Here is a 16,999-nt window from a genome sequence, read left to right as displayed (position 1 = left end):
CGCCGCCGTGTTGCGCTTCGGCACCGCCGGGCTCCGCGGTCCCCTCCAGGACGGCCCGGACGGCATGAACGTGGACACCGTAAGCCGCGCCACCGCCGGGCTCGCCGCCTGGCTGCGCGACCGCTGCCTGGGCGGCGGGCTGGTGATCGTCGGGCGCGACGCACGGCACGGTTCCGCGGAATTCGCGGACGCCACCGCGGAAGTCCTTGCCGCCGCGGGGTTCTCCGTCCTCCCCCTCCCCCGCCCCCTCCCGACCCCCCTGGTCGCCTTCGCCGTCCGCGAACTCAATGCGGTGGCGGGCGTGCAGATCACGGCCTCCCACAACCCCGCCACCGACAATGGCTACAAGGTCTACCTCGACGGCGGCTCCCAGCTCATCCCGCCCGCGGACGCCGAAATCGAACGCGCCATCGACGCGGTCACCACCCCGATCCCCCGGACCGACCCGGCCTCTACGGCGCCCGACCCCTCCGTACTGTCGCTGCCCGAAGGCAAGACCGTCGACGAGATGGGCGAGGAGATCGTCCGCCGCTACCTGGCCCGCGTCGCCGCCCTCCCCCACCTGATCGGCGGCGAGAACGGCGATGACGGCGTGCGGCGTAGCGATATTCGGATTGCGCTGACGGCCATGCACGGGGTCGGCGGGGAACCGGCGACCGCCGCGCTGCGGGCCGCCGGGTTCACGGATGTGCTCGTGGTGACGGAGCAGTTCGCGCCGGATCCGGATTTTCCGACGGTGGCGTTTCCGAATCCGGAGGAGCCCGGGGCGTCGGATCTATTGCTGGCGTTGGCAGAGAAGGTGGGTGCCGACGTCGCCATCGCGCTGGATCCGGATGCGGATCGGTGTGCGGTGGGCGTGGCCGGGCCGGACGGGTGGCGGATGCTGCGCGGTGATGAGACCGGGGTGCTGCTGGGCGATTTCGTGCTGCGGACCGCGCCGGCGGATTCACTGGTCGCTACCACCATCGTGTCGTCGCGGCTGTTGAGCAAGCTGGCGGCGGCGCGGGGTGCGCGGTATGCGGAGACGCTGACCGGATTCAAATGGCTGGCTCGCGCGGGCGAGGGCCTGGTCTACGCGTACGAGGAAGCCATCGGGCACTGCGTGGATCCGGCCGCCGTGCGGGACAAGGACGGGATCTCCGCGGCGGTGGCCGCCGCGGATCTGGTGGCGCAGTTGAAGGCGGACGGTCGCACGCTGCTCGATGTGCTCGACGAGTACGCGGTCGAATTCGGTGTGCATGCCGGCGCGCAGGTGTCGCTGCGGCTGGCGGATGCGGACGAGGCCGCTGCCGTGGTGGCGCGGTTGCGGGAGACACCGCCCACCGAGATCGCGGGCGAGAAGGTCACCTGCACCGATATGGCGCAGCTGCGGGGCCGGATGCGTACCGATGCACTGGTTTTCGAGGGCGATTCGCTGCGCCTGGTAGTGCGGCCGTCCGGGACCGAACCGAAGCTCAAGTGCTACATCGAGGTCTTCGAACCGGTACCATCTGGAAGCGAACTGGGTGTGGCGAGAGCCACTGCCGGGCAACGGCTCTCGGATATCCGGGAATTCTGCGAGAAGCTCTGAGGGAGCGCCGCGCACGAAGGGGTCGATCCGCCATGCGTAAAACGCTGCTGCTCACCGGATTCGGATTCTCGTCCACCCTGACCCTGCTGACCGGCGCCGCACCCGCCGGCGCCGCCGGATCGGTCATGGACCACGACGGCACCTACCAGGTGAACGCCGACATCACCCCCGGTAACTACACCACGCACGCCGCCGACGGCCCCTGCACGTGGGCGCGGCTCAGTGCGACCGGCGCGGTGCTGTCCAGCGGGCAGGGTGGCAATCCCACACTGACGGTGCGGATTCCGGCCACCGATGCCCGGTTCACCACTTCCGGATGCGGGGTCTGGAGCATCGAGGGTGCGCAGCCCGTCCTGCCGGGCACAGGTTCCACCGGCAACTGAGACGGCCGGCGCCGTTCGGGCGGCACGCAACCAAGACGGCCGCTCGCCGTTCGGGCTGCGGGCCGCCGAGCAGTCCGCCCGCGACAGCCGATCGGAGTGCGTTCGGCGGCAACCGGCCGGAAGTCGTTCAGCGGGGGCCGAACTGGCGGTCGCCCGCATCGCCGAGGCCGGGGACGATGAAGGCGTCGGAGTTGAGGCCGCGGTCCACCGAGGCGGTGACCAGGGTGATCGGGTGGCCCGACTTCTCCAGGGCCGCAATGCCGTCCGGGGCGGCGACCACGCAGATGACGGTGATGTCGCGGGCGTTGCGGGTGGCCAGCAGGTCCAGGGTGTAGACCATGGAGCCGCCGGTGGCGAGCATGGGGTCGAGCACGATGACCGGGGTGTCGGAGAGGTCCTCGGGCAGCGATTCCATGTAGGGCGTGGGCTGGTGGGTGGTCTCGTCGCGGGCGAGGCCGACGAAGCCGATGCGGGCGTCCGGGACCAGATTCTCGGCGGTCTCCACCATGCCCAGGCCGGCGCGCAGCACCGGGACCAGCAGGGGCGGGGTGGCCAGGCGGGTGCCCTCGGCGGCGGCGACGGGGGTGGCGATGGGGAAGCGCTCGACGGGTGCGTCGCGCAGGGCCTCGTAGACGAGCAGGCCGGTGAGGTCGCGCAATGCCGCCCGGAATGTCGGGTTGGTGGTGCGGGCATCTCGCATGGTGGTCAGCAAAGCAGCAGCAAGCGGATGTTCCACGATGAGAGTGCGCATAGCAAAACGATAGGCCAGCCCCGCGATTCGATCTCCCCACCCGCCCGATTTGCCCGCTACCGCCCCCGACACACCCGCGACATGCCGTACCGCCGCCCCTCCGGAACCTTCCCCCGCCATCCCTCGTCCAACCCACACAAGACGCAATCAACCAGCATGAAGGGGGCTTTCATGCACCGCTTCACCCTCGACCCGACCGGCCTGGCCACCTACGCGACCACCGCAGCCCGCCACTCCGCCGCCCTCACCGCCGCGACCACCCAGGCGGCAGCCGCCGGCCCCCTCCTACTCGCCCCCGCCCTCGGCCTCATCGGCGCCGACTTCCTCACCACCTACGCGGCAGCCCACGCCACCCACCTCACCACCCTGGAATCCCTCGCGACCGTCCTCGCATCCCTAGGCCTGGCAACCACCACGGCAACCACCACCTGCACCTCCCACGACACCGCCTACGCCACGGCCCTCCAGGCCACCACCGAGGAGATCCCCGCATGACCCGCCATCGCTCCCACCGCGAACCCGCACTCCCCCACCGCAATACCCGCCGCTCACCGGCGCCTGCCCATCTGCGACACCCCGCAGGCGAAGACCGCATGAACGGATGCCGCTACGCGCCACACCACCGCCACACCGACTCACCCGACAGCATCCAATGACCGCGCACCACACGGTGTCCCGCCACGAGAGGGAACTCATGGTGGCGGCCACTCGCGAAATGCCGCAACCATTTCCCCCTCACCGCAAATGGGCGACGTTGTCGGGTGGGGTAGGTCGCGGTGAAGGCGGCGAGTGGGGGGAATCGTGAGCGGGGAGTTCGAGGGGGTGGGGCTGGCGGCGCCGATTGTGGAGTTGCTGGCCGGGTTCGGGGCGGGGTCGGGGGTGCGGGATGCGGCGGACGGGTTGCGGGCGGCCTCGGCGACGGTCGACGACGTGCATGCGGGCGGGCGCGGAAGTGTGGACGGGATGTATGAGGCGTGGCGGGGGCGGGGTGGGGATGCGGCCATGGGGAAGGCGTTGCAGGTACAGGACGGGGCGGCAATGGTTTCCGAGCGGGGGCGGGATATTGCCGCGGTGCTGGACCGGGTCGGGGACGAGGTGTCGGGTGGGCAGCGGGAGGTGCAGGAGATTCTGCGGTCGTTTCTCGAATCGGTGAAGGGGCTCGAGGCCGGTGGGGTGACGCCTGCGGCGGTGACCGCGATCGTCGGGTCGGCGATCGATCATGTCGGGCGAGCCGTGCGGGTGGTGGAGCGGGTGCGGGCCGAATTGGCGAGAGCGACAGCGGCGATGAGCGAACTGGTCGCGCCGCCGCCGATGCCGGAACCCGCGGCGCCCGCGGTCGTCCCGCCGGCGGGTGCCGCGGCGGTTTCGCCGGGAGCGTCCGGAGTGGTTCCCGCGGCGGTCGAATCCGGCGATCGCGTGCGGCAGGCCGCGACGGTGGCGTCGGACGGCGGGCGGGCGCTGGGGGCCGGAGTGCAGACAGCGGACAGGCTCGGCACCGCGCCGGCGTCCTATGACACGGTGCCGGCGTCGTATGGGGATTCGCATGGGCCGGATCATCGGCGGGATCCCCGGCCTGCGCGGCAGCAGTCGAAGGGGGTGCGGGTGACGCTGCCGGACGGCAGTACCGTGGAGGCGCCGAACCAGCAGGCCGCGGATGCGGTGCGGGCCGCGTTGAGTGCGGTCGGGACGCCGTATGTATGGGGCGGTACGACTCCGGGTGCGGGATTGGATTGCAGTGGGTTGACGCAGTGGGCTTATGCGCAGGCGGGGGTGCGGTTGCCGCGGCTGGCGCAGGAGCAGGGTTTCGGGCATGCGCAGGTGAGTCCAGGGGACTTGATGCCCGGTGATCTCGCGGTGTGGGACGGGCATGTGGCCATGGTGATCGGACATGGCGAAATCGTGGAAGCTGGTGATCCCGTCCAGGTCGGACCGATTCGAACGGAGAACATGGGTATGCGTTTCCTCGGCTTCTACCGGCCCACCGCATGACGGGCCCGGACATTCCGGCGGTGACCGTCGCCGCGAGCAGTAATCGCTCGGGGACGGTGACGGTGCGCGCCACCGATCAGGGCCTGCCGGTGGAGATCCGTTTCGAGCGCGGTGAATACCGTTACGGTGCACAGGCTCTCGCCGACGAGATCCTGCGCCTCACCCGGCGTTCGGCGATCGCCGCCAAGTCCCGCCGCCGCGAACTGCTCACCGAGGCCGGTATTCCGGACGAGGTTCTCGACCGTCTCGGTCTCCCCACCCGCCGCGCCGCCGTCGACGAACTGGACCGTATCGACGAGGCCGACACCGGCCGCACCACCTGGATGCGTGACGTATGAGCGGCGAGATGGATGCTCTGGTCGGCGGCGTGCACGCCCGCCTGGAAGCGCTGGAAGCAGCGCTGCACGGCCTTTCGCAGGTGCGCGCGAAGTTCACCACCGAGGACCGTTCGGTGACCGCGGAAGTGGATGCCGAGGGTGCGCTGACCGGGCTGTGGCTGGCCGAATCGGTGACCTCGCGACCGCCCGCGGAGGTGGCTCGCGCGATCCTCTGGGCGTGCGGGGAAGCGGCCGCCGCGGCGACCGCGCGACGGGCCGAGGTCGTTGCCCGATTGAACGAGTCGTTCGCTCCGGGAAATGTTGGGGGCGGCCCGGATAGTGCCTGAGGCGGGCACTAGATAGGCTTCCGGTCATGGCTTCTGGAGACATCGTCCCGATCGCGCTCGGCCTGACCAAAGGCGATCTCGTCACCCTGTGGGCACCGCGCTGGCGAGACGGTGACGATGAGTGGCAGGCATTCCTCGGTCACGAGGAGGACCTTTACGGATTCGACTCCGTGGCGGAGCTGGCCGCGTTCATCCGCACCGACTCCGACAACGATCTGGTCGACCATCCGGCCTGGAAGATCATTGCCGGGCTGTCGGCGGCCGAACTGGAGCCCGAGGAGCAGTTCGTCTTCGATCTCGTCGGCGTGCCGGAGCTGGCGGCCGACGATCCGGATCCCGAGGTGGTGGGCGAGCTCGAGGAGACCCTCGAGATGGTCCGCAATATCGGCGACGTCTGTGAACTCGACACCGTCACCAAGTTCTTCGGCTCGCATCCGGTGCTGGGTGCGCTGCCCGGCGGCATGAGCGCCTTCGCGGGCCGCGAGGGCGAGGAGCTGTGGGATCAGATCGGCGCGGCCATCGCCAAGGATTGGGAGGCCGTGCTCGACGCCATCGACTCGGTGGTGACCATCCCGGACGTGGACGCCGACGCGGTGGCCGTGGCCGAGGCGGAACTGCTTGCGGCGGAAGAGAACATCGTCGACGCGGAGGATGCCGCGGATACCGACGACGAGATCGAGACCGTCGACCTGAACGCGGAAGACGAAGAAGAGGAAGAAGAAGAGGAGCTCTCGTTCTGGCACGAGGTCGGCATCGACCCGGTCAAGATCATCACCTCCGAGGGCGAGCTGTACACGCTGCGCTGTTACGTGGACGATGAGCCGATCTTCCTCGGCAGCGAAGGCGTCATCACCGTCTTCGGCTCCGAGCGCGCGCTGGCCCGCTACCTGGCCGATGATCACGAGCACGATCTGGCCCGGGTGAGCACCTACGGTGAGGTGCAGACCGCGGCCGTGGACGGTTCGCTCGAGGTCGAGGTGGACGAGGAGAACGTCTACGTGCTGCCCGGCATCGCCGAGGATCTGACCGCCGGGCCGAAGTCGGTGGACACCGATCAGCTCGATCTGGCGGTCGAATTGTTCACCGACGCAGCGGATTACGCGGATGACGATACGGTCGAGAGCGCCCTCGCGGTCTCCACGCCGCTCGGCTGGTATGTCTCCTACCTGCTGAACCCGGACCCGAATCGGATGTCCCCGAACCCGCCGTTCACCGCGGAGGCGGAGCAGTGGCGGGCGCTCGAGGTGGCTTTCGAGGCGCGCCTGCAGAAGGGCTGAGCAGGGTTTCAGGGGTTCCCACCCCTGAAACCCCGATCGGGTCTGCCTCAGCCGATCAGTACCGCATAGCCCGGCTTGATGACTTCGTCGATGAGCCGCAAGCGATCCGGGAACGGGATGAAGGCGGACTTCATGGCGTTGATGGTGAAGCGTTCGAGGTCGCTCCAGCCGTAGCCGAAGGTCTGCACCAGTTTGAACATTTCCTCGCTCATGCTGGTGTCGCTCATCAGGCGATTGTCGGTGTTGACGGTGACCCGGAAACGCAGGCGGGCCAGCAGGTCGAAGGGGTGCTTGTCGAGTGACGGCACCGCACCGGTCTGCACATTGGAGCTCGGGCAGAGTTCCAGCGGGATCCGTTGGTCCCGAACGTAATTCGCGACCACGCCGAGTTGCGGTCCGGCGGCGGAGTCGGTGATGTCGTCGGTGATGCGCACGCCGTGCCCGAGCCGATCGCAGCCGCAGAAGGCGAGCGCCTCGTGGATGGACGGCAGCCCGAAGGCCTCGCCCGCGTGAATCGTGAAGTGCGCGTGGTTCGCCCGCATGTATTCGAAGGCGTCCAGGTGGCGGGTGGGCGGGAAGCCGGCCTCCGCGCCGGCGATGTCGAAGCCGCCGACGCCGCGGTCGCGCCAGCGGACGGTGAGTTCGGCGATCTCGCGGGAGCGGGCGGCGTGCCGCATGGCGGTGAGCAGGCAGACGACCCGGATGGGGTTGCCCGCGGCGGCCGCGTGCTGTTCGCCTTCGCGGAAGCCGGCGAGGGTGTGTTCCACCACCTCGTCGAGGCTGAGCCCGGCTTCCAGGTGCTGTTCGGGCGCGAATCGCACTTCGGCGTAGACGACGCCGTCGGTGGCGAGGTCCTCGGCGCATTCGCGGGCCACCCGCCGCAGGCCTTCGGGCGTCTGCATGACGGCGACGGTGTGCGCGAAGGTTTCCAGATAGCGTTCGAGGGAGCCGCTGTCGGCCGCGTCACGGAACCAGTTGCCCAGGGATTCGGCGTCACTTGCGGGTAGCTGGTCGTAGCCGGACGCGTGGGCGAGTTCGAGCACCGTCGCGGGTCGCAGGCCGCCGTCCAGGTGGTCGTGCAGGACCGCCTTGGGGGCCTGGCGGATCGAGGCGAGAGTGAGGGGCGTCGGTCCAGTCATGTAGCAACGTTAGCCGCATTCCCGTTCGGCGGCATGGCTGTTGACGTGTGTCTGCTCACTGTTGGGTGATTCGTTGCCCTCGCGTAGCTGGCCGCTGCGCAACCGTCACCGGCCATCCACGGGCAGGCAGCCACGTGCGCGGCGGCCGGCCACCGCGCGGGCAACCGGGGCCACCGCCACGGAGAGCCGCATCAGAGCCGATCCCGGACGGGACGCGGGAGGGAGAGCCGGCCGATCCACGGCGGACCCGGGTGCGGCGAGCCGTCGATCGCTACCCGCAGTCGACGCCGGTGTGGTTGGGGTCGAGCAGCGGGTTGTAGCCGGGCTGGCCGGCGTAGATCGGGCCCTTGCCCTGCGAGAGGATCTCGGTGCAGTTGGTGTAGTACGGCGGTGAGTCGGGCTGGCTCGGGCCGTTGCCGCCGCCCGCCCAGCCCTCACCGGTGCCGGTCGTCGCGGGGGCGTTGTTGCCGCCCGCATTGCCCTCGCCGGTGCCGGTGCTCGGCGCCGCCGAGGCCGTGCCGGGTGCGGACCACACGCTGAGGGGCATGGCGATGCTGAGCGGCATGGCGACGAAGAGCGCTGCCGCGCCCAGCCCCGCCGCGCACGATCGGATGGTTGCTCGCTGTTTCACGATTCCCAGGCTAGGCCGAATTGCCCGATTCGGAGACACGCGCAGGTCAATCACATCGACCTCACCGGACCGTTCCCCGCTGAGCAGGTGAAACGTCCCGCGCAGGCGAGGCACGATCGGCTGCCGGACCGGCGTGTGTCAGGCCGTGATCCGGCCGAGGATCAGGGGTTCCGGGTCGAAATCCGTTGGGCTGCCGATCGTGTACGCGCCGGCGAGGGCTTCGAGGGCCGCCGGGAAGGTCTCCGGGGTGTCGGTGTGCAGGGTGAAGAGCGGTTGACCCTGCTTGACGGAATCGCCCGGCTTGGCATGCATTTCGAGGCCCGCTCCCGCCTGCACGGGCGCTCCCTGCCGGGTGCGCCCGGCGCCGAGCCGCCACGCGGCCAGGCCGGCGCCCATGGCGTCGAGGCGAGTGAGCGTGCCGGAGTCGGTGGCGCGCACCGTCTCCGTGTGCCGCGCCTGCGGCAGCGGCGCGTCCGGATCGCCGCCCTGGGCGCGGATCATGGTTCGCCAGTGATCCATGGCACGCCCGTCGGCGAGGGCGTCGGCGGGATCGATGTCCTCGATTCCGGCCTGTGTCAGCATTTCCCGCGCCAGCGCGAGGGTGAGGTCCACGACATCGGCGGGTCCGCCGCCGGCGAGCACGTCGAGGGATTCGCGGACTTCGAGGGCATTGCCCGCGGTGAGGCCGAGCGGACTGTCCATGGCGGTGAGCAGCGCCACGGTGCGCACGCCGGAGTCGTTGCCGAGTTCGACCATGGCGGTGGCCAGTTCGCGGGCGTCCTCGAGCTTCTTCATGAAGGCGCCTTTGCCGACCTTCACGTCGAGGACGAGCGCGCCGGTGCCCTCGGCGATCTTCTTGCTCATGATGGAGCTGGCGATCAGGGGGATGGATTCGACGGTCCCGGTCACGTCACGCAGTGCGTAGAGGCGTTTGTCGGCGGGTGCGAGGTCGGCGCCGGCGGCGCACACCACGGCGCCGATGGCCGGATCGGCGAGGATCTCTCGCATGCGGCCGGCCGGAATGTCGGCCTGCCAGCCGGGTATCGACTCGAGCTTGTCGAGAGTGCCTCCGGTGTGGCCCAATCCGCGTCCGGAGAGCTGGGGTACCGCGGCGCCGCAGGCGGCGACGAGGGGTGCGAGCGGCAGGGTGATCTTGTCGCCGACGCCGCCGGTGGAGTGTTTGTCGACGGTGGGGCGGGGCAGGCCGGTGAAGTCCATGCGCTTGCCGGATTCGATCATGGCGTGCGTCCAGCGGGTGGTCTCGCGCCGGGTCATGCCGCGCCACACGATGGCCATGGCCAGTGCGGACATCTGTTCGTCGGCGACTTCGCCGCGGGTGAAGGCGTCCACCACCCAATCGATTTGCGCGTCGGTGAGCTCGCCGCCGTCGCGTTTGGCCGTGATTACGGATACCGCCGAATGGACCGTCACGGTTTCCACCCTGGCATGCCGGGGGTGGTCTCGTCATCCGGCGCGTCGAGTTACCGTCTGGCTATTGTTGTCCCGCAACGAGATCGTCGGGTCCGAAGGCGTCGGGCAGTAGCTCGCCCAGGGGCACAGGGCCCTTCGGGTGATCGATCAGCAAGGTCGCGCCGCCGTGTTCGTAGAGCACCTGACGGCAGCGTCCGCAGGGCATGAGGGTGACGCCGCGCGAGTCGCAGCAGGAAAGCGCGACGAGTCGCCCGCCGCCGCTCGCAATCAAGTTACCGACGAGTACACACTCGGCGCAGAGGCCCAAACCGTATGAGATATTTTCCACATTGCAGCCGCTCACAATTCGCCCGTCGGCGGTGCGGGCGGCGGCCCCGACGGGGAATCGGGAGTACGGCGCATAGGCATTCCGCATGATTTCGATTGCCTTGTCGCGCAAGACATTCCATTCAATTTCCGGCATATCGGACCATCCTCCTATGGACGTGACGGTACCCGTGTGATAGCCGTTCCGCACGGCTCCGAAAATCAGGAGAGGCAAACCTAACTCACAACAATTCGGACCAACGAGCGGCACGCCGAATTAGTTCCCCCAACACCCGGGGATTAGAGTTCAGCTCAGATCGGTTCAGGTTCCCGAAAGCGGGCCTGCAGCACTGCCACGGATCGTCGATTACGCGCGTGAGCAGGTGTTATCGACAGTCCAATGGCTCCGCGGCCGGATCTGACCGGGTCCATCAACGACGTTGGAGGCACCGCACTCTATGACCACGCTAGAAGCTCCGGCCAAGCCGAAGCGGACCCTGTACCGAGGCGACCCCGGCATGTGGTCCTGGGCTCTGCACCGAATCACCGGCGTGACGATCTTCTTCTTCCTGTTCGTCCACGTCCTCGACACCGCGCTGGTGCGGGTCAGCCCCGACACCTACGACCGCGCGATCGAGACCTACAAGAACCCGCTCGTCGCCCTCATGGAGATGGGACTCGTCGTCTGCGTGCTCTTCCACGCGTTCAACGGCATCCGCATCATCCTCGTCGACTTCTGGTCGAAGGGCCCGCGCTACCAGCGGCAGATGCTCTGGATCGTGCTCACGATCTGGGTCCTCGTCGCGGGCGCCGGCATCGGTCGCCAGTTCTTCTACCTGCTGACGAAGTGAGAGCCGACATGACCGCACCCGTTCTCGGCAAGTCCTACGACCGCCCCGCCTCCCTCGACGCCCCGCGCGCACCGCGCCGGCTCGGCGGCAACAACTTCGAGAAGTACGCGTGGCTGTTCATGCGCTTCTCCGGTCTGCTGCTGGTCGTCCTGGTCATCGGCCATATGACGATCATGCTGATGATCGACGGCGGTGTGCACCGCCTCAACTTCGCCTTCGTCGCCGGCCGCTGGGCCTCCCCGTTCTGGCAGATCTGGGACCTCAGCATGCTGTGGCTGGCCCAGCTACACGGCGGCAACGGCCTGCGGACCGTCATCGACGACTACGCGCGCAAGGACCAGACCCGCTTCTGGCTGAAGACGCTGCTGGCCGTCTCGATGATTCTGATCATGGTCACCGGCACGTACGTCATCTTCACCTTCGACCCCAACATCAGTTAGGAACAGGCCACCTCGCATGAGTGAGCGCAGCGAACGAATCAACGTCGCGGGTGAATCTCGTCGTATTCAGGAGCACCGCTACGACGTCGTCATCGTCGGCGCCGGTGGCGCGGGCATGCGCGCGGCGATCGAGGCCGGTCCCCGGGTCCGCACCGCGGTGCTGACCAAGCTCTACCCGACCCGCTCCCACACGGGTGCGGCGCAGGGCGGCATGTGCGCCGCCCTCGCGAACGTGGAAGAGGACAACTGGGAGTGGCACACCTTCGACACCGTCAAGGGTGGTGACTACCTGGTCGACCAGGACGCCGCGGAGATCATGGCCAAGGAAGCCATCGACGCCGTGCTCGACCTGGAGAAGATGGGCCTGCCGTTCAACCGCACGCCGGAAGGCAAGATCGACCAGCGGCGCTTCGGCGGGCACACCCGCGACCACGGCAAGGCGCCCGTGCGCCGCGCCTGCTACGCCGCCGACCGCACCGGTCACATGATCCTGCAGACGCTGTACCAGAACTGCGTCAAGCACGACGTGGAGTTCTACAACGAGTTCTACGTGCTGGACCTGATTCTCACCGATACCGAGCGCGGACCCGTCGCCACCGGCGTCGTCGCGTACGAGCTCGCCACCGGTGAACTGCACGTGTTCCACGCGAAGTCGATCATCTTCGCGACCGGCGGTTCGGGCCGCATGTACAAGACCACCTCCAATGCCCACACCCTCACCGGTGACGGCATGGCGATCGTGTTCCGCAAGGGACTTCCGCTGGAGGACATGGAGTTCCACCAGTTCCACCCGACAGGCCTTGCGGGCCTGGGCATTCTGATCTCGGAAGCCGTGCGTGGCGAGGGCGGCATCCTGCGTAATGCCTCCGGTGAGCGCTTCATGGAGCGCTACGCCCCCACCATCAAGGACCTGGCGCCGCGTGACATCGTCGCGCGTTCCATGGTGCTCGAGGTGCGTGAGGGCCGCGGCGCCGGCCCGAACAAGGACTACGTGCTCATCGACGTGACCCACCTCGGTGCGGACGTGCTCGAGGAGAAGCTGCCCGACATCACCGAGTTCTCCCGCACCTACCTGGGTGTGGACCCGGTCGTGGAGCCGGTGCCGGTCATGCCGACCTGCCACTACGTGATGGGCGGCATCCCGACCCGCATCCGCGGCGAGGTGCTGCGCAACAACACCGAGATCGTCCCGGGCCTGTACGCCGCCGGCGAATGCGCCTGCGTCTCCGTGCACGGCGCGAACCGGCTCGGCACCAACTCGCTGCTGGACATCAACGTGTTCGGCCGGCGCGCGGGCATCGCCGCCGCCGAGTACGCGGCCCGCGCCGAATTCGTGGAGCTGCCGGAGAACCCGACACAGATGGTGCAGGACTGGCTGACGCTGATCCTGTCCGAGCACGGCAACGAGCGCGTCGCGGACATCCGCGCCGAGCTGCAGGCGAACATGGACGACAAGGCCGGTGTGTACCGCACCGAGGAGTCGCTGAAGTCCATGCTCGAAGAGGTGCAGCTGCTCAAGGAGCGGTACTCGCGGATCACCGTGCACGACAAGGGCAAGCGCTACAACAGCGACCTGCTGGAGGCCATCGAACTGGGCTTCCTGCTGGAGCTGGCCGAGGTCACGGTCGCGGGTGCGTTGAACCGCAAGGAGTCTCGCGGCGGCCACGCGCGCGAGGACTACCCGGACCGCGACGACGTCAACTTCATGCGCCACACCATGGCGTACAAGACGAGCCCGGAGCTGGTCTCCGATATCCGGCTCGACTACAAGCCGGTCGTGCAGACCCGTTACGAGCCGATGGAGCGTAAGTACTGATGACTGCTGTCGCCGAGACTCCGCAGAAGCCCGCCCCGGTGCCGGACGGCTCGACCATCATCACGGTCAAGATCGCCCGGTTCAATCCGGAGGACGGCCAGGGCCAGCACTGGGATTCGTTCAAGGTGCCGGTGCTGCCGACCGACCGGTTCCTGAACGTGCTGATCTACATCAAGTCCTACCTGGACGGCACGCTCACCTTCCGGCGTTCCTGCGCGCACGGCGTGTGTGGTTCGGACGCCATGCGCATCAACGGCGTGAACCGGCTGGCCTGCAAGATCCTCATGAAGGACATGCTGCCCAAGGGCGACAAGGAACTGACGGTCACCGTCGAGCCGATCCGCGGCCTGCCCGTGGAGAAGGATCTCGTGGTGAACATGGATCCGTTCTTCGACGCGTTCAAGGCGGTCAAGCCGTACCTGATCACGCACGGCAACGAGCCGACCCGCGAGCGCATCCAGTCGCAGCACGACCGGGCGCGCTTCGATGACACCACCAAGTGCATCCTGTGCGCCTGCTGCACCACCTCCTGCCCCGTGTACTGGAGTGACGGCAGCTACTTCGGGCCGGCCGCGATCGTGAACGCGCACCGCTTCATCTTCGACAGCCGGGACGAAGCCGCGCGTGAGCGTCTGGACATCCTCAACGATGTCGAGGGTGTGTGGCGCTGCCGCACCACCTTCAACTGCACCGACGCGTGCCCGCGTGGCATCGAGGTCACCAAGGCCATCCAGGAAGTGAAGCGCGCCCTGCTCTTCGTCCGATAACGCGCTACCTGAACACGAACGCCGCCCGCATCTTTCGATGCGGGCGGCGTTTCGTCTGTGGCGAGGAACTCGGTGCCGGAACGGGAACCGAGCCCGGCTCCCCCGGCGTTCCCTCTTCGGAAGGCTCCGAGCCCGGCTCCCTATGGTTCCGGGCGCAGTAGAAGGAAAGTCCCGTGATCTGTTTCTTCGATCCGTCCCACGGCCCCGCCGCCGTCAATGCGATGTGGCAGCCGCAGTGGGGCGTACCTCGCCAGGTCGAGGTCTGCCAGTTCTGCGCGCAGCGCATCCAGACCACCCAGCCGCCCTTCTATCAGCCGATGCAGCAGGGTTACCCGCAGCCCGGTTATGCCCCGCAGCCCGGCTACCCGGCCCCCGGCTATCCGGCCCAGCCCGGTTACGCACCGCAGCCCGGCTACCCGCCCCAGCCGGGTTACGCTCCCCCGCCGCCCCGCCAGGGTCACAGCACCGGCGCCGTGATCGGCGCGGGCGCTGCGGGTCTGGTGGGCGGCATGCTGATCGGTGACATGCTCGCCGACGATGACAATCGTGACGAAGAGCGCGCCTACGAACGCGGTTACGAGAACGCCGAATACCGCGACGAGCAGAATTTCGACGGCGGCTACAACGACGGCGGCTACGACAACAACAACGACGACGGGTTCTTCTGACCCTGACTCGGCTCATCCGCAGCGGATTCCGTTGCGGTGGTGAGGGATTCGGCGAAGGCCCGGATGCGCGCGGTGGTCCGGTCACGGTGCCAGACCAGGGCCAGCGCCGAATCCCGCAGGCCGGTGACGGGGATGTAGGTGACGGCCGGGTGCTGGTGGTAGGTGCCGGTGGGGCGGCACAGCAGCATGGTGCCGCGGTCGGCGGCCACCAGGGCCAGGCCCTCCGCGAGGGTGCCCACGGTCGGGGGCGGCGGGGTGCCGGGGTCGGATGGAAGGCCGGCGCGGGATTGGGCCCGGGTCCAGTAATCCGGTGCGGGACCGCCCACTTCGATCAGGGGGCAGTCGGTGAGATCCTGCGCGGTGAGGGATGCGCGGCCCACGAGCGGATGCTTGCCGGAAACCGCCAGCATGGGCGGCTGACGCGAGAACACCGGGCCGACAATCAGATCCGGCTCGTGCACCGGTAGCAGGACCACCGCGGCGTCGACCTCGCGGCGATACAGCGCGCCGAACGGATCGGACAGCGGCACCTCCACCAGGTCCGTGACACAGTCCGGGAAACGGCGTTGGAAGGTGTCGAGGGCCGTCAGCAGGTAGTCGTTGGTCACGCCCTGAAAGCCCAGGCGCAGTCCGCCTTTCAGCTCGCGCGCCGCGTGGCGCGCATCGTCGAGGACGGTGTGCAGGGCGGTGTAGGCCGGCCGCAGACCGGTAAGGAATTGTTCGCCGAGCGGGGTGAGGCGGACGCTGCGGCTGGTGCGTTCCACCAGGCGGGCGCCGATGCGTTGTTCCAGCGCGCGCAGCAACTGACTGATCCGGCTCTGGGTGAGGTAGAGGCGTGCGGCGGCGCGCCCGAAGTGCAGTTCCTCGGCGAGCGCCAGAAAGGCCTCCAGCTCCCGTATCTCGACTCCGGTCATTTCCGCTCCCACCCCGATCTATGAGTACAGCTAATCGAACGATGAGCGTTCGGTCGTTGTTCCCGCAGCTCACCGCCGGTTTGCTGAAAACATGACAGCGACCGGCGAGATCGGCAATCCGGGTCCACAGCAGAATTCGACTCCACCACAGCGGGATTCGGCGACGGGCCCGCAGAGTTCGACCGTGCGCGGCTGGCTGGGTGTCGCCGCCGCGACGGGCGGCACCTTCGTGGTGGTGACCGCGGAGATGCTGCCGGTGGGTCTCCTCACGCCGATGAGCCGCGCCCTGCACGTCTCCGAGGGCGCGATCGGCCTGTCGCTCACGGTGACCGGCCTGATGGCGGCGATATCCGCGCCCTTGCTGACGGCTTGGCTGGCCCGTTTCGACCGCCGTTGGATCCTGACCACCCTGATGGCGCTGCTCTCCGCCGCGAATCTGCTTGCCGCCGTGACGCCTTCCTTCGCCGGTCTGCTCGCGGCCCGCGTGCTGATCGGCCTGACCATGGGCGGCGTCTGGTCGCTCGCCCCGGGTGTCGCGATGCGCGTCGCCCCGCCCGCCCGGACCGCCACGGCAATGTCATTGGTGTTCAGCGGCGTAGCGGCCGCCTCGGTGCTGGGCGTCCCCGCCGGCACCTATCTCGCGGTGGCCCTCGGCTGGCGCGCGGCCTTCACCGCCACCGCGGCCTGCGCCCTCCTCATCACCCTCGCCTTCGCCACCCTGCTCCCCCGTCTCCCCGCCGAACGCGTCACTCCCTTGCGCGGCATCCTCACCCTGGCCACCACCTCCGCGGTCCGCACCCCCTTACTGGTGATCGCTTTCCTGGTCACGGCCCATTTCGCCGCCTACACCTACATCCGCCCCGTCCTGGAATCCACCTCTCACGCCACCCCCACCACCATCGGCACCCTCCTCCTCATCTACGGAATCGCCGGCATAACAGGCAATTTCCTCTCCGGCGCCACCTCCGCCCACTCCCCCCGCCACACCCTCATAGTCATCACAACAGTCCTGGCCGCCACCGTCCTCTCCATCCCCACCCTCGCCACCACCCCCCTCCTGGCCGCAATCCTCCTGATCCTCTGGGGCCTCGCCTACGGCGGCGTCTCGGTAGCCACCCAAACCTGGCTCTTCGACGCCGCCCCCACCCACCGAGAATCCGTAGCCTCCCTCTTCACCGCAGTCTTCAACGCCGCCATAGCCTCCGGCGCCCTCCTCGGCGGCCTGGCCACCGACCACCTCACCCCCACCGCCCCGATGTGGCTGGCCCCCACCCTCACCCTCACAGCCCTCCTCACCGCAGCCCTGGCCCGCCCGGCCGCGCGGTGACAGAGTGGTAGTCGAAATGCCACCAAAACGCTGAGGACATTTCAGTCCCATTATTGGTGTTATTTCAGTAGCATT

Annotated in this window: 20 protein-coding genes; 14 read left to right on the top strand and 6 right to left on the bottom strand. The window is 68.5% G+C overall.

The features are described 5' to 3' along the window. The first annotated feature begins 7 nt into the window (after nucleotides 1-7). The gene (locus ACIP5Y_RS44210) at nucleotides 8-1,570 is read left to right on the top strand and encodes a phospho-sugar mutase (RefSeq protein ID WP_400359571.1); all 1,563 of its coding nucleotides are present in this window, start codon (nucleotides 8-10) and stop codon (nucleotides 1,568-1,570) included. Between the two features lie 32 nt (nucleotides 1,571-1,602). Then, nucleotides 1,603-1,953 (top strand): hypothetical protein, encoded by a 351-nt coding sequence (locus ACIP5Y_RS44205; protein WP_400359570.1) that lies wholly within the window; start codon nucleotides 1,603-1,605, stop codon nucleotides 1,951-1,953. A gap of 127 nt (nucleotides 1,954-2,080) precedes the next feature. Here the strand turns inward: ACIP5Y_RS44205 and upp are convergent, their stop codons facing one another. After that, on the bottom strand, nucleotides 2,081-2,704 hold the full coding sequence (upp, locus tag ACIP5Y_RS44200) for a uracil phosphoribosyltransferase (RefSeq protein ID WP_397006841.1): 624 nt from the start codon (nucleotides 2,702-2,704) through the stop codon (nucleotides 2,081-2,083). A 171-nt stretch (nucleotides 2,705-2,875) separates the two neighbouring features. Between upp and ACIP5Y_RS44195 the strand changes: the two genes are divergently transcribed. The 6 genes from ACIP5Y_RS44195 (at nucleotide 2,876) to ACIP5Y_RS44170 (ending at nucleotide 6,634) form a co-directional block, all read left to right on the top strand. After that, a complete protein-coding gene (locus tag ACIP5Y_RS44195; RefSeq protein ID WP_400359568.1) occupies nucleotides 2,876-3,199 on the top strand; it encodes a hypothetical protein in 324 nt (107 codons plus the stop codon). After that, nucleotides 3,196-3,360: a hypothetical protein gene (locus ACIP5Y_RS44190; RefSeq protein WP_400359567.1), complete on the top strand. Its 165-nt coding sequence runs from the start codon at nucleotides 3,196-3,198 to the stop codon at nucleotides 3,358-3,360. Before ACIP5Y_RS44195 ends, ACIP5Y_RS44190 begins: the two co-directional genes overlap by 4 nt. 145 nt (nucleotides 3,361-3,505) lie before the next feature. Continuing rightward, on the top strand, nucleotides 3,506-4,693 hold the full coding sequence (locus ACIP5Y_RS44185; protein ID WP_400359565.1) for a C40 family peptidase: 1,188 nt from the start codon (nucleotides 3,506-3,508) through the stop codon (nucleotides 4,691-4,693). Further along, nucleotides 4,690-5,031 (top strand): hypothetical protein, encoded by a 342-nt coding sequence (locus ACIP5Y_RS44180; protein WP_400359563.1) that lies wholly within the window; start codon nucleotides 4,690-4,692, stop codon nucleotides 5,029-5,031. Before ACIP5Y_RS44185 ends, ACIP5Y_RS44180 begins: the two co-directional genes overlap by 4 nt. Further along, nucleotides 5,028-5,357: a YbaB/EbfC family DNA-binding protein gene (locus tag ACIP5Y_RS44175; RefSeq protein WP_397006831.1), complete on the top strand. Its 330-nt coding sequence runs from the start codon at nucleotides 5,028-5,030 to the stop codon at nucleotides 5,355-5,357. Before ACIP5Y_RS44180 ends, ACIP5Y_RS44175 begins: the two co-directional genes overlap by 4 nt. 26 nt (nucleotides 5,358-5,383) lie before the next feature. Then, nucleotides 5,384-6,634: a primosomal protein gene (locus ACIP5Y_RS44170; protein WP_400359561.1), complete on the top strand. Its 1,251-nt coding sequence runs from the start codon at nucleotides 5,384-5,386 to the stop codon at nucleotides 6,632-6,634. Between the two features lie 47 nt (nucleotides 6,635-6,681). On the opposite strand, the gene ACIP5Y_RS44165 is transcribed toward ACIP5Y_RS44170, so the two are convergent. From ACIP5Y_RS44165 to ACIP5Y_RS44150, 4 genes are all read right to left on the bottom strand, one after another. Next, the gene (locus ACIP5Y_RS44165) at nucleotides 6,682-7,773 is read right to left on the bottom strand and encodes an adenosine deaminase (RefSeq protein ID WP_400359559.1); all 1,092 of its coding nucleotides are present in this window, start codon (nucleotides 7,771-7,773) and stop codon (nucleotides 6,682-6,684) included. A gap of 271 nt (nucleotides 7,774-8,044) precedes the next feature. After that, on the bottom strand, nucleotides 8,045-8,404 hold the full coding sequence (locus ACIP5Y_RS44160; RefSeq protein WP_400359557.1) for an excalibur calcium-binding domain-containing protein: 360 nt from the start codon (nucleotides 8,402-8,404) through the stop codon (nucleotides 8,045-8,047). 138 nt (nucleotides 8,405-8,542) lie between these two features. Next, nucleotides 8,543-9,835 carry a thymidine phosphorylase gene (locus tag ACIP5Y_RS44155; RefSeq protein ID WP_400359555.1) on the bottom strand — a complete coding sequence of 431 codons (1,293 nt, stop codon included), beginning with the start codon at nucleotides 9,833-9,835 and terminating at the stop codon, nucleotides 8,543-8,545. 61 nt (nucleotides 9,836-9,896) lie between these two features. Further along, nucleotides 9,897-10,298: a cytidine deaminase gene (locus ACIP5Y_RS44150; RefSeq protein ID WP_400359553.1), complete on the bottom strand. Its 402-nt coding sequence runs from the start codon at nucleotides 10,296-10,298 to the stop codon at nucleotides 9,897-9,899. A gap of 301 nt (nucleotides 10,299-10,599) precedes the next feature. Between ACIP5Y_RS44150 and sdhC the strand changes: the two genes are divergently transcribed. From sdhC to ACIP5Y_RS44125, 5 genes are all read left to right on the top strand, one after another. Then, complete coding sequence (sdhC, locus tag ACIP5Y_RS44145; RefSeq protein ID WP_400359550.1) at nucleotides 10,600-10,992, top strand: succinate dehydrogenase, cytochrome b556 subunit; 393 nt, start codon at nucleotides 10,600-10,602, stop codon at nucleotides 10,990-10,992. An 8-nt stretch (nucleotides 10,993-11,000) separates the two neighbouring features. Further along, complete coding sequence (locus ACIP5Y_RS44140) at nucleotides 11,001-11,432, top strand: succinate dehydrogenase hydrophobic membrane anchor subunit (protein ID WP_400359548.1); 432 nt, start codon at nucleotides 11,001-11,003, stop codon at nucleotides 11,430-11,432. Nucleotides 11,433-11,496: 64 nt separating this feature from the next. Then, nucleotides 11,497-13,248 (top strand): succinate dehydrogenase flavoprotein subunit, encoded by a 1,752-nt coding sequence (gene sdhA / locus ACIP5Y_RS44135; protein WP_400359795.1) that lies wholly within the window; start codon nucleotides 11,497-11,499, stop codon nucleotides 13,246-13,248. Next, nucleotides 13,248-14,015, top strand: coding sequence for a succinate dehydrogenase iron-sulfur subunit (locus tag ACIP5Y_RS44130; protein ID WP_400359547.1), 768 nt, complete (start codon nucleotides 13,248-13,250; stop codon nucleotides 14,013-14,015). The genes sdhA and ACIP5Y_RS44130 overlap by 1 nt, the downstream gene beginning before the upstream one ends. Nucleotides 14,016-14,188: 173 nt before the next feature. Continuing rightward, complete coding sequence (locus tag ACIP5Y_RS44125; RefSeq protein WP_400359545.1) at nucleotides 14,189-14,683, top strand: hypothetical protein; 495 nt, start codon at nucleotides 14,189-14,191, stop codon at nucleotides 14,681-14,683. Here the strand turns inward: ACIP5Y_RS44125 and ACIP5Y_RS44120 are convergent. Next, complete coding sequence (locus tag ACIP5Y_RS44120; protein ID WP_400359543.1) at nucleotides 14,650-15,597, bottom strand: LysR family transcriptional regulator; 948 nt, start codon at nucleotides 15,595-15,597, stop codon at nucleotides 14,650-14,652. The two genes, ACIP5Y_RS44125 and ACIP5Y_RS44120, sit on opposite strands and share 34 nt — an antisense overlap. A 91-nt stretch (nucleotides 15,598-15,688) precedes the next feature. Between ACIP5Y_RS44120 and ACIP5Y_RS44115 the strand changes: the two genes are divergently transcribed. Beyond that, the gene (locus ACIP5Y_RS44115; protein WP_400359541.1) at nucleotides 15,689-16,924 is read left to right on the top strand and encodes an MFS transporter; all 1,236 of its coding nucleotides are present in this window, start codon (nucleotides 15,689-15,691) and stop codon (nucleotides 16,922-16,924) included. Nucleotides 16,925-16,999: the final 75 nt, after the last annotated feature.

This window comes from Nocardia sp. NPDC088792, from assembly GCF_044750615.1.
Classification (GTDB): domain Bacteria; phylum Actinomycetota; class Actinomycetes; order Mycobacteriales; family Mycobacteriaceae; genus Nocardia.
The sequence above is the reverse complement of the archived record's forward strand: the minus strand, read 5'-3'. Positions and strand labels throughout refer to the sequence as shown.

Bases quoted from the DNA above. Each gene is read 5' to 3' on its own strand.
- ACIP5Y_RS44120 (WP_400359543.1), bottom strand. From the start codon at position 15,597: ATGACCGGAGTCGAGATACGGGAGCTGGAGGCCTTTCTGGCGCTCGCC.
- ACIP5Y_RS44130 (WP_400359547.1), top strand. From the start codon at position 13,248: ATGACTGCTGTCGCCGAGACTCCGCAGAAGCCCGCCCCGGTGCCGGAC.
- upp (WP_397006841.1), bottom strand. From the start codon at position 2,704: ATGCGCACTCTCATCGTGGAACATCCGCTTGCTGCTGCTTTGCTGACC.
- ACIP5Y_RS44170 (WP_400359561.1), top strand. From the start codon at position 5,384: ATGGCTTCTGGAGACATCGTCCCGATCGCGCTCGGCCTGACCAAAGGC.
- ACIP5Y_RS44165 (WP_400359559.1), bottom strand. From the start codon at position 7,773: ATGACTGGACCGACGCCCCTCACTCTCGCCTCGATCCGCCAGGCCCCC.
- sdhC (WP_400359550.1), top strand. From the start codon at position 10,600: ATGACCACGCTAGAAGCTCCGGCCAAGCCGAAGCGGACCCTGTACCGA.
- ACIP5Y_RS44140 (WP_400359548.1), top strand. From the start codon at position 11,001: ATGACCGCACCCGTTCTCGGCAAGTCCTACGACCGCCCCGCCTCCCTC.
- ACIP5Y_RS44205 (WP_400359570.1), top strand. From the start codon at position 1,603: ATGCGTAAAACGCTGCTGCTCACCGGATTCGGATTCTCGTCCACCCTG.
- ACIP5Y_RS44175 (WP_397006831.1), top strand. From the start codon at position 5,028: ATGAGCGGCGAGATGGATGCTCTGGTCGGCGGCGTGCACGCCCGCCTG.
- ACIP5Y_RS44190 (WP_400359567.1), top strand. From the start codon at position 3,196: ATGACCCGCCATCGCTCCCACCGCGAACCCGCACTCCCCCACCGCAAT.
- ACIP5Y_RS44195 (WP_400359568.1), top strand. From the start codon at position 2,876: ATGCACCGCTTCACCCTCGACCCGACCGGCCTGGCCACCTACGCGACC.
- ACIP5Y_RS44180 (WP_400359563.1), top strand. From the start codon at position 4,690: ATGACGGGCCCGGACATTCCGGCGGTGACCGTCGCCGCGAGCAGTAAT.
- ACIP5Y_RS44150 (WP_400359553.1), bottom strand. From the start codon at position 10,298: ATGCCGGAAATTGAATGGAATGTCTTGCGCGACAAGGCAATCGAAATC.
- ACIP5Y_RS44115 (WP_400359541.1), top strand. From the start codon at position 15,689: ATGACAGCGACCGGCGAGATCGGCAATCCGGGTCCACAGCAGAATTCG.